11 protein-coding genes and 1 tRNA gene are annotated in these 12,010 nt (G+C 56.4%); 7 read left to right on the forward strand and 5 right to left on the reverse strand.

Annotated elements, in window-relative coordinates:
• The first annotated feature begins 34 nt into the window (after positions 1-34).
• Genes ACT3RT_RS09825 through ACT3RT_RS09835 form a run of 3 tightly spaced genes read left to right on the forward strand, consistent with a single transcriptional unit; the run spans position 35 to position 4,079 of the window.
• Positions 35-508: a (2Fe-2S)-binding protein gene (locus ACT3RT_RS09825; RefSeq protein ID WP_353501133.1), complete on the forward strand. Its 474-nt coding sequence runs from the start codon at positions 35-37 to the stop codon at positions 506-508.
• Entirely contained in the window at positions 505-2,784 is a 2,280-nt protein-coding gene (locus ACT3RT_RS09830; RefSeq protein ID WP_496202898.1) for a molybdopterin cofactor-binding domain-containing protein, read from the forward strand. Before ACT3RT_RS09825 ends, ACT3RT_RS09830 begins: the two co-directional genes overlap by 4 nt.
• Entirely contained in the window at positions 2,781-4,079 is a 1,299-nt protein-coding gene (locus tag ACT3RT_RS09835) for a c-type cytochrome (protein WP_496202899.1), read from the forward strand. Before ACT3RT_RS09830 ends, ACT3RT_RS09835 begins: the two co-directional genes overlap by 4 nt.
• Before the next feature lie 135 nt (positions 4,080-4,214).
• Here the strand turns inward: ACT3RT_RS09835 and ACT3RT_RS09840 are convergent.
• Together ACT3RT_RS09840 and dnaQ are read right to left on the reverse strand one after the other, a co-directional pair.
• Positions 4,215-4,291 (reverse strand) — tRNA-Asp (locus tag ACT3RT_RS09840).
• Positions 4,292-4,414: 123 nt separating this feature from the next.
• Entirely contained in the window at positions 4,415-5,164 is a 750-nt protein-coding gene (dnaQ, locus tag ACT3RT_RS09845; protein WP_485901898.1) for a DNA polymerase III subunit epsilon, read from the reverse strand.
• Between the two features lie 69 nt (positions 5,165-5,233).
• Between dnaQ and rnhA the strand changes: the two genes are divergently transcribed.
• Complete coding sequence (gene rnhA, locus ACT3RT_RS09850) at positions 5,234-5,701, forward strand: ribonuclease HI (RefSeq protein ID WP_437341988.1); 468 nt, start codon at positions 5,234-5,236, stop codon at positions 5,699-5,701.
• Here the strand turns inward: rnhA and ACT3RT_RS09855 are convergent.
• The gene (locus tag ACT3RT_RS09855; protein WP_486031908.1) at positions 5,698-6,432 is read right to left on the reverse strand and encodes a class I SAM-dependent methyltransferase; all 735 of its coding nucleotides are present in this window, start codon (positions 6,430-6,432) and stop codon (positions 5,698-5,700) included. The two genes, rnhA and ACT3RT_RS09855, sit on opposite strands and share 4 nt — an antisense overlap.
• A gap of 43 nt (positions 6,433-6,475) precedes the next feature.
• Here ACT3RT_RS09855 and gloB point away from each other — a divergent pair, with 43 nt between their 5' ends.
• The gene (gene gloB / locus ACT3RT_RS09860; protein ID WP_496202900.1) at positions 6,476-7,231 is read left to right on the forward strand and encodes a hydroxyacylglutathione hydrolase; all 756 of its coding nucleotides are present in this window, start codon (positions 6,476-6,478) and stop codon (positions 7,229-7,231) included.
• 70 nt (positions 7,232-7,301) lie between these two features.
• On the forward strand, positions 7,302-8,687 hold the full coding sequence (mltD, locus tag ACT3RT_RS09865; protein ID WP_353501128.1) for a murein transglycosylase D: 1,386 nt from the start codon (positions 7,302-7,304) through the stop codon (positions 8,685-8,687).
• 78 nt (positions 8,688-8,765) lie between these two features.
• Here the strand turns inward: mltD and ACT3RT_RS09870 are convergent, their stop codons facing one another.
• Together ACT3RT_RS09870 and ACT3RT_RS09875 are read right to left on the reverse strand one after the other, a co-directional pair.
• Positions 8,766-9,575, reverse strand: coding sequence for an endonuclease/exonuclease/phosphatase family protein (locus tag ACT3RT_RS09870; RefSeq protein WP_353501127.1), 810 nt, complete (start codon positions 9,573-9,575; stop codon positions 8,766-8,768).
• 240 nt (positions 9,576-9,815) lie between these two features.
• A complete protein-coding gene (locus ACT3RT_RS09875; RefSeq protein ID WP_353501126.1) occupies positions 9,816-10,991 on the reverse strand; it encodes an MFS transporter in 1,176 nt (391 codons plus the stop codon).
• Positions 10,992-11,097: 106 nt separating this feature from the next.
• Between ACT3RT_RS09875 and yafC the strand changes: the two genes are divergently transcribed.
• Positions 11,098-11,997 carry a DNA-binding transcriptional regulator YafC gene (gene yafC / locus ACT3RT_RS09880; RefSeq protein ID WP_496202901.1) on the forward strand — a complete coding sequence of 300 codons (900 nt, stop codon included), beginning with the start codon at positions 11,098-11,100 and terminating at the stop codon, positions 11,995-11,997.
• Positions 11,998-12,010 lie beyond the last annotated feature (13 nt).

Below are 12,010 nucleotides of genomic sequence, written 5' to 3' on the forward strand. Positions count from 1 at the left end.
TTTGGATTGCCTGCCCCGACATGGAGTTTTTTCAATGGAAATTAATGTTAACGGCAAAATGCTGCCGTTGAGCAATGTCAGTGCCGACACCCCTCTGCTTTATATCCTACGCAACGATCTGGGCCTGAATGGGCCGAAATATGGCTGCGGCCTTGGCGAGTGCGGAGCCTGCACCGTGCTTATCGACGGCGTCGCCGCGCGCTCGTGCTCCATCCCCCTTTCGGGTGTGCAGGGCAAAGCCATCACCACGCTGGAAGGGCTGGGTGACGAAGGCCAATTGCACCCGGTGCAGCAAGGCTTTATCGACGAGCAGGCCGCGCAGTGCGGCTATTGCGCCAACGGCATGATCATGACGCTGGTCGCCCTGTTTGATAGAAACCCGCAGGCCAGCGAAGACGAAATCAAAAACGAACTGGCCTATAACCTGTGCCGCTGCGGCACCCATCTCGAAATCCTGCGCGCCGCCGAAAAGGCCCGTCAGCTGATTGCTGAGCGAGGTCAGGCATGAATACTCTGGAAATAACCCGTCGTCGCCTGCTGCAATCGGGCGGCGTGGTGATGGTCAGCAGCCTTTTCGTCTCGCCGCTTTCGGCCTTCGCCAGCACTCCGGCCGCCAGCAAAGTGGGCGATATCCCACTGGACCGCGTGAACAGCTTTATCGCGATGTCTGCCGACGGCAAGGTCACTGCCTTTAACGGCCACGTCGATTTGGGCACCGGCGTGCGCACCTCGCTGGCGCAGATCGTCGCGGATGAAATCGGCGTGCGCTTTGAAGATGTCACCATGATCCTCGGCGACACCAATCGCACCCCGAATCAGGGGCCAACCATCGCCAGCAGCACGCTGCAAGTCTCCGCCGTACCGCTGCGTCAGGCGGCGGCGCAGGTGCGCGAAATGCTCACCGCCCTCGCCGCTAAAGCCATCAAGCTGCCCGCCGAACAGCTTCGCGCCGAGCAGGGCTTTGTGTTTGTCGACGCCCACCCGGCCAAGCGCCTGAGCTACACCCAATTGGCCGAAGGCCAAGATCTCAACCTGCCGCTCGACACTTCCGTGCAACTTAAAAGCGTCAAAGAGAGCCAGTACGTCGGCAAGCCGGTGGCGCGGGTGGACATTCCCGCCAAAGTCACCGGCCAGCTGACCTATGTTCACGATATGCGCCTTCCGGGCATGCTGCACGGCCGCGTGGTCAGGCCGCCCTATGCCGGTGCTGACAGCAGCGCGCCGCTGGGCGACAGCCTGATTTCGGTGGATAAAGCCTCTATCGCCCACCTGCCGGGCATCGTCGAAGTGGTGGTCATTAAAGATTTCATCGGCATTGTCGCCGAGCGCGAGGAGCAGGCGATTGCCGCCATGCGCCAGCTTAAAGTCGAATGGAAAAAATGGGCCGGGCTGCCGGACTTGTCGCTGGATAAGCTGCACGACACGCTGGCGGCGACGCCAAAAACTGACCGTATGCTGCGCAACGACGCCGGTACGGATGAAGCGCTATCCAGTCTGCATATTCACGCCGACGCCGATTATGTCTGGCCTTATCACCTGCACGCCTCTATCGGGCCATCCTGCGCAGTGGCGGACGTCACGGCGGAGAAAGCCGAAGTCTGGTCCGGCACGCAGAACCCCCATGACCTGCGCAAAGACCTCGCCAAGCTGCTGGATCGCGCGCCGGAGCAGGTGCATATCAACCGTATGGAAGCCTCCGGCTGCTATGGCCGCAACTGCGCCGACGACGTCTCTGCCGATGCCCTGTTGCTGTCGCAAGCCGTGGGTAAACCCGTGCGCGTGCAGCTGATGCGCGAGCAAGAGTCAGGCTGGGAGCCGAAAGGCACCGGCCAGCTGATTCGCGTGCGCGGTGGTCTGGATAAGCAATTGCAGGTGGCGGCTTACGAGCTAAAAACCAGTTATCCGTCAAACAATGCCGTGACGCTGCCTCTGGTGCTGACCGGCAAAGTGCCGAACACCGCCGATGTGCAGCAGATGGGCGACCGTACCGCCATTCCGCAATATGAATATCCGCACATGCGGGTGCTATCGCAGGATGCCGCGCCGATTGTGCGCGCCTCGTGGATGCGCGGCGTCTCGGCACTGCCGAACGTCTTCGCCCATGAGTCGTGGATTGATGAAATGGCCTATCTGGCGGGGCAAGATCCCATCGCCTATCGCCTGCAATACCTGAAAGATGACCGCGCCATTAAGCTGATCGCCGCGCTGAAAAAGCAGTGCAATTGGCAAGACGGTCCGGCCCATCGCCAACCCGCTCCGGCCAATCAGGACGTGGTGACCGGGCGCGGTTTCGCCTACGCCCGCTACTTCCACAGTAAATTCCCCGGCTTCGGCGCGGCATGGGCCGCGTGGGTCTGCGACCTGAGCGTGAATCGCAAAACCGGGCAGATCAAAATCGACAAGATTTTCGTCGCCCACGACTGCGGGCGGATGATCAACCCGGCGGGGGTCAAGCATCAGGTTCACGGCAACATTATTCAGTCCACCAGCCGCGTGCTGAAGGAGTTCGCCACCTTTGACGGCGCGGGCACCACTTCGCTCGAATGGGGCGGCTATCCGATCCTGCGCTTTGACGAGTTGCCACAGGTGGATATTCAACTGCTGGACTACCCCGACGAGCCGCCAATGGGCGCGGGGGAATCGGCGTCGGTGCCAAGCGCGGCGGCGGTCGGCAATGCGCTATTCGACGCACTGGGCGTGCGAATGCGCGAAGTCCCCTTTACGCCAGAGCGCGTGCTAAAAGCACTGGAATCCGCAGCACAGGTTAAGGAAGACAAAGCATGAGTAAGATAAAGAAAGTCGCCGGATGGGGCGCCGTGGCGGTGCTGGCGATAGTGATTGGCGGCGCCACCATCAGCTGGCAACCGGAAATCGTGCCGTTGAAACAGCCGGGCACTCAGACCTTCAGCCCGGAGAAAATCGAGCAAGGCCGCAAGCTGGCGGACCTCGGCGACTGCGCCGTGTGCCACACCCGCTCCGGCGGCGAGCGCAATACCGGCGGGCTGGCGATGGAGATCCCCTTCGGCACGATTTACTCCACCAACATCACGCCGGATGCCGAAACCGGCATCGGCACGTGGTCCTTCGCCGCCTTCAAGCGGGCGATGCGCCACGGCGTGGACCGCGAGGGTAATTACCTCTATCCGGCCTTCCCTTATACCGCCTTTACCCGCACCAGCGATGCTGACCTCGAGGCGCTGTATGCCTATCTGATGTCGCAGCCGCCGGTGAAATATTCGCCGCCGGAAACTGCGCTGAGCTTCCCGTTCAACATTCGTCAGGGCATCGTGACCTGGAACTGGCTGTTCCTCAAACCGGGCGAGTTGAAGACTGACAGCAGCAAGAGCGCCGAGTGGCAGCGCGGGGAATATCTGACCGAAGGGCTGGGGCACTGTAGCGCCTGCCACTCGCCGCGCAACCTGATGTTTGGCGAGAAAGGCGGCAAGGACCATCTGAGCGGAGGCGTGGCCGAAGGCTGGACCGCGCCGTCACTGGTGGCTAACTCCGACGCGCCGCTGAAGTGGACTCACGAGGATTTCGTCACCTTTATGCGCAGCGGCTATTCGGCCAACCACGGCGTCGCCGCCGGGCCGATGAGGCCAGTGGTCGCAGAAGGTTTGTCGCAACTGCCGCCAGAAGATCTGCAGGCCATCGCAACCTACCTGATGTCCTTCCAGAGTGACAGCGCGCCGCAGGGCAGCGCGGCTGAACTGAATCAACGCGCGGAAAGCAAGGTAGAGCCTCTGACCTCGGAAGGCGCGCGGCTGTTCTCCGGCTCCTGCATGGCCTGCCACGCGCAGGAGAAAGGCCCGCAGATGACCGGCGTGCGCCCTTCTCTGGCACTCAACACCAACCTGTTTACCGACTCGCCGGACAATGCGATTCGCATCGTGCTCGACGGTATTCAGCATCCGGCCAAGGCTGAGCTGGGCTTTATGCCCGCGTTTCGCCATAACCTGAGCGATGCGCAGATTGCCACTTTGCTGAATTACTTGCGTGGAGAGTATGCCGGGAAAGCCGCCTGGCCTGACTTACAGCAAAAAGTCAGCGAAGTACGGGCAGAAACCGCAGTGAAATAAGCAGTAAATAGGAAGAAGACAAACCGGCGTGAGGAACAACTTACGCCGGTTTTTTTATGCTTACAGGAAGTTTGTTTTGCAGAAAGCAGAAACAACGAAGCCCTGAGTTATTGCTAACTCAGGGCTTCTGAATGTTGGCGGAACGGACGGGGCTCGAACCCGCGACCCCCTGCGTGACAGGCAGGTATTCTAACCAACTGAACTACCGCTCCGCGCCGTTCGGTTAAGAACGGAGCGGATATTAAGGAATGCCCGCCATGGCGTCAATGCTTTTCCTGACAATTTCGCTCGACTGAGCAGTTTTTCTGCAAGACGAGCATTTTAAAGGCAATTTCTTACTCTTCCGCCGCCGGTTGTGGCCGCCAAAGACAGCTTCCCCCCTTCTTCACCACCAGATCTAAACGCTCTTCGTGCCAGACCATCTCCTGCTCGCTGGCGTGGATCACTTTCAAACCCGAAGCTGGTCTGGCGATGCGCTGGATCCCCTGCCCGTCCGCGCCGGTTTTCTGGTCGCCTTCGTGGGTGAATTTCATGATGGTCTGACCGCCGGTCATCATCAGATAGACTTCGGCGAGGATCTCGGAGTCAAGCAACGCGCCGTGCAGAGTACGCTTGCTGTTGTCTATGAGATAGCGATCGCTGAGGGCATCAAGGCTGTTGCGCTTGCCGGGGAACAGCTTGCGCGCCATTTGCAGGGTATCGGTGATTTTGCAGAAGGTTTCAGTCTTCTCAATACCACGCCCCAGCATGCCGAACTCGTAATCCATAAAGCCGATGTCGAACGTCGCGTTATGGATAACCAGCTCGCCGCCGCGAATGTACTCGAGGAAGTCGTCGGCGATGTCGGCAAAGGTGGGTTTGTCGGCGAGGAATTCGTCACTGATCCCGTGAACGCCAAAGGCTTCGGGATCGACCAAACGATCGGGCTTCAAATAGACGTGGAAATTGCGCCCGGTAAGGCGACGGTTAATCACCTCAACCGCACCGATTTCAATGATTCGATGCCCCTCGTAGTGAACACCGAGTTTGTTCATACCGGTAGTTTCGGTATCGAGAACGATCTGTCTGGTAGGAGAAGAAATCATATTGCAGTGCTCGCAGCGCTCGTTTATGTCAGACTTGGCTTTTACTTTCTGCGGAAGAGTCTACCAGAGATGACCAAACAGGTAGAAATTTTCACCGACGGCTCTTGCCTTGGCAATCCCGGCCCCGGTGGTTTCGGCGCAATCTTGCGCTACAAGCAACACGAAAAAGAGTTCAGCGCCGGCTTCCGGCTAACCACCAATAACCGCATGGAGCTGATGGCGGCGATTGTGGCCCTTGAGGCACTGACCTCCCCTTGCGAAGTGACCTTAAGCACCGACAGCCAGTATGTTCGTCAGGGCATCACCAGTTGGATCCACAACTGGAAGAAGCGCGGCTGGAAAACGGCAGACAAAAAGCCGGTCAAGAATGTCGATTTATGGCAACGGCTGGACGCGGCAATTCAGGGCCATAAGCTGAATTGGATGTGGGTCAAAGGCCATGCGGGCCACCCGGAGAATGAACGTTGTGACGTGCTGGCGCGCGACGCGGCGGGCAATCCGACGCTGGATGACGTGGGCTATAAACCAGAGAGTTAATCTTCACTCTGGTGATCTTTACGATAACTTTTGCTGCTGGCCCCCACCGCCTGCGGTATCGCCTGACGCCTTGCCGGCACCTTCTTGGCGCTCGGCGTCAGCGGCAGCGTCCTTTTACGCGCCACCATCACCGTCATACAGCCCAGCGCGGGCAGATGCGTACTCAGCGTCTCCCCGCCCTTAGCGCACCACGGCAGCACCTGAAAACGGCTCTTCATCATCACTTCATAATTAAGTAAGCCCAGCCAATCGAGCAGGCGCGTTTGGGTAAACATCTGGCTGACATAAGGCTGGCGTTTGCGCACCAAGGGCACCAGCTTGGCCATTCCAACTAAACTCAACGGGTTAAAGCTGCTTAACACCAGCCAGCCGTCGTCAATCAGCACGCGATCAACTTCACGCAAAGTCCGGTGAGGGTCTTCGGCATAGGCTAAAGTATGGGCTAGCAGGCAGGCATCCACCGATTTGTGTGCGAAGGGCAATTGGTACTGCGAGCCTTGGACATGCAGATTTTCTCCCAGCTCAGCGACGTTAACCTGATGGGAGATGGGGCAGCCTGATGTGTCGAGTTCAACGCTCAAACTGCCAATCTTTAATAGGTGGAAACCGTATAACTTGCCCCACCATGCTTGAAGTTGTCGCTCAAGCGCGGCACGGTAATACTCGCCGCAGGGGAATGAATCCCATGAAGCTGGCGCAGTGATTTTTTTACGTGTGCGGGCTGGTAGCATATTTTATTTTCGTCTTTCAAGCGTTTGCCAACGAGAGGTATCTATGAATCTTATCAGTATTCCCGCCTTGCAGGACAATTACATTTGGTTATTGGATGACCAGAACGGTCACTGTCTGATTGTCGATCCCGGCGAAGCCGCCCCGGTGCTGGAAGCGCTAAAAACGCGCAATTTAACCCCGACTGACATCCTGCTGACCCATCATCATCATGATCACGTTGGCGGCGTAAATGAGATTTTGTCGCATTACCCTGCGGTAAAAGTGTACGGCCCTGAAGAAACGGCGAGCAAAGGTGCTAAGAAAATTCTTAAAAACGGCAATGAGGTCGAAATTGGCGGGGCGAAATGGCACATCTTTGCTACGCCCGGGCACACATTAGGTCATATTTCATACTACAGCGCCCCTTACCTATTCTGCGGAGATACCATGTTCTCCGCCGGATGCGGCCGATTGTTCGAAGGGACGCCTGAGCAAATGTATCAATCCTTTCAACAGTTAGCTCAGCTTCCAGATGACACTTTAGTCTGCGCGGCACACGAATATACTCTCTCAAATCTTAAGTTTGCCCGGTCAATTCTGCCAGACGATTCTGATATTGATTCTCATGAACAGAATGTGCAGGAAATGCGTAAAAAGGGGCAACCTTCCCTGCCTACAACCCTAGGTTTAGAACGAAAAATTAACCTGTTTTTACGATGCGATGATGTTGATTTACAAAACAAATTAAACCTTAACGATCCCTTAAAGCCTTCTTGGCAAGTTTTCGCCCATCTAAGGGGCCTCAAGGATAGCTTCTGAAGCAAAAGGTTGTGTTTTTGGACTAAGCAAAGTATTATCGCTCGTCTTTTAAGCAACTATTGACACACACATGAAGGCAAAAGCGATAATCTTCGCCTCGGTGTTGCTAGTGGGTTGCCAAGCGTCCAGACAGGACGTGAAGGTGCCAGAACAGCATGCACAGAGTTTGTCTTCAGCAAGTCAAAGTGAAGCAGGAGAGTACACAGATGGGGGGCGGTTAACCTCTTCGCGATGGTTGGACAATGATGACTCTATCGCGCAAAAGAATCTGTGGAACTTCATTGGCGACGAGCTGAAGATGAAGGTTCCGGAAAATGCCCGGATCCGTGAGCAAAAAGTAAAATACTTAAAAAATAAGAGCTATCTCCACGATGTAACATTACGGGCAGAGCCGTACATGTACTGGATCACCGAGCAGATTAAGAAACGCAATATGCCGATGGAACTGGTACTGCTACCCATAGTGGAGAGCGCTTTTGACCCTAAAGCAACCTCATCAGCTAACGCTGCGGGGCTGTGGCAGATCGTGCCACAAACGGGGCGCAACTATGGTTTGAAACAAAACCAGTGGTATGACGGTCGTCGCGATGTTGTGGCGTCTACAACTGCTGCGCTTGATATGATGCAAAACCTAAACAAGATGTTTGGCGGTGACTGGTTATTGACTGTCGCAGCGTATAACAGCGGTGAAGGCCGAGTCATGCAAGCGGTGAAAGCGAATAAAGCTAAAGGTCGTCCGACAGATTTCTGGTCACTGGCGCTTCCTCGTGAAACGTCGATTTATGTCCCGAAAATGTTAGCCTTGAGCGATATTTTAAAGCATAGCAAAAAGTACGGAATTAGCTTACCGACGCCGAGCCAAGACCGCGCATTAGCGCGTGTTGAAGTGGGGCAACAGATGCAGTTAACTCAGGCGGCTGAGATGGCGGGCATGTCACTGACTAAGCTTAAGTCGTACAATACTGGCTACAAACAAAATGTTACCGCGCCTAACGGCCCGCACTACATTGTGTTACCGACGGCTCATGCAGCGCAGTTGAAGGATTCTCTGGCCGATGGCGACATCGAAGCCGTGCAGAATACCAGACTAGCGAGCAACGCTCCGTCTGGCGCAAAAGCTTACAAGGTTCGCTCCGGCGATAGCTTGTCAGGGATTGCAGCAAGACTGAACGTTAAGACCCGTGATTTACAGCGTTGGAACAATTTGCGCTCGGCGAGCGCGATAAAAGTTGGGCAAACCCTGCAAGTGGCGGATAACAGCGTCAGTTCGGCAAGTAGCAGTAACGGCGGCAGTATTACGTATCAGGTTCGCAAAGGCGATTCGTTGTCGAGCATTGCTAAGCGTCACGGCGTAAACATCAAAGATGTGATGCGCTGGAATGCTGGCACAGACAACCTTCAGCCCGGCACTAAGCTGACTCTGTTTGTCAGCAATAAGTTAACGCCAGACACCTGATGCTATGCGCAGCGTCATCCCTACAAAAAAGCACCCTTTCGGGTGCTTTTTTTTATGCTCAAATTTGCGGGAATCGGCTTACAGAGCTTTGTTCGCCGCGCTCTGATCGGCCAGAAACTCCACCAGCAGCGGGTTATGGTCCGACGCCTGCGTTTCCATCACCGTCGCATGGGTGACGCTCAAATCCCGATAGAAGATAAAATCCAGCGGGCGGCCAAAGGCGCGACGGCGGAAGTCAGACGGGAACCTCACCTCTTGCAGACGAATGTTATTGGCGAACCCGAACAAGGCGTTGATGCGCTGACGGCTCCAGGCGTTGAAGTCCCCCGCCATCACCACCGGCCCTTTGTGGTGCGCAATCTGCTCGCCGATGGTCTCCAGCTGCTTACTGTAGACATCCACCCCGATGCTGAAATTCACCGCGTGGATGTTCACCACCATCAGCAGTCTGCCGTCTAGCAGCGGGTAGACCGTCACCAACGCAGATTTAGCCAAACGTAGCAGTGGCTCACGCTCGCGCAGGGGGCAGCAGTAGACCGGATGGGCAGCGGAGAGCGTCATCACGCCAGAGGGGTGCTGAGGCAGCATATAGGCCGGAACCTGATCGGCGGCCAAATAGTGAGAGGTGGCAAATCGAATCAGCTCCGGAGTGGTTTGCGCTTCTTGCAGCAACACCAGCTGGGCATCTTTGCCAAAACCTTGCAACACAGAAAGCCAGTCGGCCCGTTGTTGCTTGAAAATGTTCCACACCATCACGCGTAGAGTATTGGAATTGGGCAGCGCGGCTCCGGGAGGCAATCCAGTACTGAGATGTGCCATGGCACCTGGAAAGATCTGCTCGACCGGTTGACCTGCAACATACCTCATTGCATATGTTCTTTTCGGCACGCTTATCGCCTATTCACTCAATCAAAAATCATGCTGCTCGAAGGCAGCGGACGTTTCAGTATACGCCCGTCAGTGCTCAGGCCAAATCTGTTTACAATCGTATACACCCTGCCCGCCTGACCGTCGGCGTTCTGTTATCAAGGTAGCATAGGATTTTTGGTATGCCTTGTTAATGAGTTAATCCTTGAAAGCAAAACGGCCCACCCGAGGGTGAGCCGCGCGTTGCACTGCCGGAAAGCCTTAGGCCATGGCCAGCTGGTTTTTCTTATCCAAATGACCACTCAGGCGAATCAGCGCCAGTGCGCCGAGCACAATCACCGCGCCAATCCACGGCGTTTGCGCCAAACCAATGCTCGACACTACCTGTCCGCCAACCACGGAACCGATAGCAATCCCGACGTTGAAGGCGGCGATGTTCAGGCCGGAAGCCACGTCTACCGCGTTCGGCGTCACTTCTTCTGCTTTCTGCACCACGTACACCTGCAAACCAGGCACGTTGCCGAAGGCGAAGATGCCCATCACCATTAGGGTGATCAGTGCCGGGATTGCAAAGTTGGCGGTGAACTGGAACACAAACAGGATGATAGCCAGCGCCGCGAAGATGATGCTCAGGGCTTTCACCGCGCCGTGTTTATCCGCCAGCTTGCCGCCCCAGATGTTGCCAATAGCCACTGACACGCCATAGGCCAGCAGGATCCAGCTCACCATGCTGGCGGAGAAACCGGCCTGCTGCTGCATCATCGGCGCGAGGAAGGTGAAGGTGGTGAACACCCCACCGTAGCCCAGCGCGGTGACTGCGTAAATCAGCAGCAGGCGCGGGTTCATCAACACTTTCAGCTGATCGGCGATCTTCGCCGAAGGGCCATTTTTGATGTTATTCGGCACCAGAATCGCGCTGGCAATAATAGCAATCACCCCAATCAGCGTGACGGCCAGGAAGGTTTCTCGCCAGCCGAAATGCTGCCCGATAAAGGTCCCCAGCGGCACGCCGGTCACCAGTGCCACGGTCAGCCCGCCAAACATGAGCGCGATAGCCGACGCCGCTTTCTCTTTCGACACCAGACTGGTGGCGATAGTCGAACCAATCGAGAAGAACACGCCGTGCGCCAGCCCGGTCAGGAGCCGCGCCACCACCAGCGTGCTGTAGTTGGGTGACTGCCACGCCAACAGGTTGCCGATGGTGAAGAACACCATCAGGCCAATCAGCAGGGCTTTACGCGGCACGCGGCCGGTCATCGCCGTCAGAACAGGTGCGCCAACGGCCACACCCACGGCATAAATAGACACCAGCAAACCGGCTGATGGCACTGAAACACCCAGTTGATCCGCGATGGTTGGGATCAGCCCAACAATCACGAACTCGGTGGTTCCTATAGCGAATGCGCTGATGGTCAGCGCTAACAATGCAAGAGGCATAACCTTACTCCACAATGAATATCGATTTGATGGCGGCTATTATCTGCTTGTGCTTAAATGACAGAAATAACCAAAGTATCAAATGATTTCTGCTGGAGTGACATCAATGAAAGCCAGTTCGGAAGAGTTAATGACCTTTGTCACCGTGGTTGAAATGGGCAGTTTCAGCCGCGCCGCTGAACAGCTCGAACAAGACAATTCGGTGGTCAGCCGCACCCTGAAACGCCTCGAGCAGAAGCTGGGCATCACCCTGCTTAATCGCACCACCCGCCAGATAAGCCTGACCCACGAAGGCGAGCGCTATTTTGTCCGCGTGCAGAAGATTTTGCAGGAGATGGCCGCCGCCGAGGACGACCTGCTCGAGCATCGCGATGACCCGCAGGGGTTGCTACGCGTTGACGCCGCCACGCCGGTGATCCTCCACGTGGTGTCCCCTCTGGTGGCCGAATTCACCGAACGCTTTCCCAAGATGTCGCTGGCGCTGTTCTCCTCCGAGAGCAATATTAATCTGATTGACCAAAAGGTGGATGTCGCCATTCGCGTGGGAGAGTTGGAAGACTCCAGCCTGCGCGCCCGCAAGCTGATGTTGAGCTATCGCCGGGTGCTGGCCTCGCCCGCCTATCTGGATAAATGGGGGGCGCCGCAAACCACCGATGACTTGAAGAAGCATCGCTGTCTGGGCTTTAACGAAGTGTTGGCGCTGAATAAGTGGCCGCTGCTGTGCGCCGATGGCCAGCAGTTAACCATCACGCCCTTTATTAGCTCGGGAAGTGGTGAGACGCTGCGCCAGCTCTGCCTGATGGGCAACGGCATTGCCTGCCTGTCGGACTTTATGACCCAGCCGGATGTGGACCGTGGAGATTTGGTAGAACTGCTGATCCCTGACACCATGCGGATCTCCATGCCGCTGCACGCGGTCTATTATAGCGATCAGACGGTCAGCACCCGCATTCGCTGCTTTATCGATTTTCTCAGTGAAAAGCTCAACCCCGCCTCTCCCGCCTAAAACGGAAAAACCC

This window comes from Ewingella sp. AOP9-I1-14, from assembly GCF_052375995.1.
In the GTDB taxonomy this organism is placed as follows: Bacteria; Pseudomonadota; Gammaproteobacteria; order Enterobacterales; family Enterobacteriaceae; genus Ewingella; species Ewingella allii.

Excerpts from the sequence above, each read along its gene's own strand:
- ACT3RT_RS09835 (WP_496202899.1), top strand. The coding sequence starts at position 2,781 with ATGAGTAAGATAAAGAAAGTCGCCGGATGGGGCGCCGTGGCGGTGCTG.
- dnaQ (WP_485901898.1), bottom strand. The coding sequence starts at position 5,164 with ATGATTTCTTCTCCTACCAGACAGATCGTTCTCGATACCGAAACTACC.
- gloB (WP_496202900.1), top strand. The coding sequence starts at position 6,476 with ATGAATCTTATCAGTATTCCCGCCTTGCAGGACAATTACATTTGGTTA.
- ACT3RT_RS09830 (WP_496202898.1), top strand. The coding sequence starts at position 505 with ATGAATACTCTGGAAATAACCCGTCGTCGCCTGCTGCAATCGGGCGGC.
- yafC (WP_496202901.1), top strand. The coding sequence starts at position 11,098 with ATGAAAGCCAGTTCGGAAGAGTTAATGACCTTTGTCACCGTGGTTGAA.
- ACT3RT_RS09855 (WP_486031908.1), bottom strand. The coding sequence starts at position 6,432 with ATGCTACCAGCCCGCACACGTAAAAAAATCACTGCGCCAGCTTCATGG.
- ACT3RT_RS09875 (WP_353501126.1), bottom strand. The coding sequence starts at position 10,991 with ATGCCTCTTGCATTGTTAGCGCTGACCATCAGCGCATTCGCTATAGGA.
- ACT3RT_RS09825 (WP_353501133.1), top strand. The coding sequence starts at position 35 with ATGGAAATTAATGTTAACGGCAAAATGCTGCCGTTGAGCAATGTCAGT.
- rnhA (WP_437341988.1), top strand. The coding sequence starts at position 5,234 with ATGACCAAACAGGTAGAAATTTTCACCGACGGCTCTTGCCTTGGCAAT.
- mltD (WP_353501128.1), top strand. The coding sequence starts at position 7,302 with ATGAAGGCAAAAGCGATAATCTTCGCCTCGGTGTTGCTAGTGGGTTGC.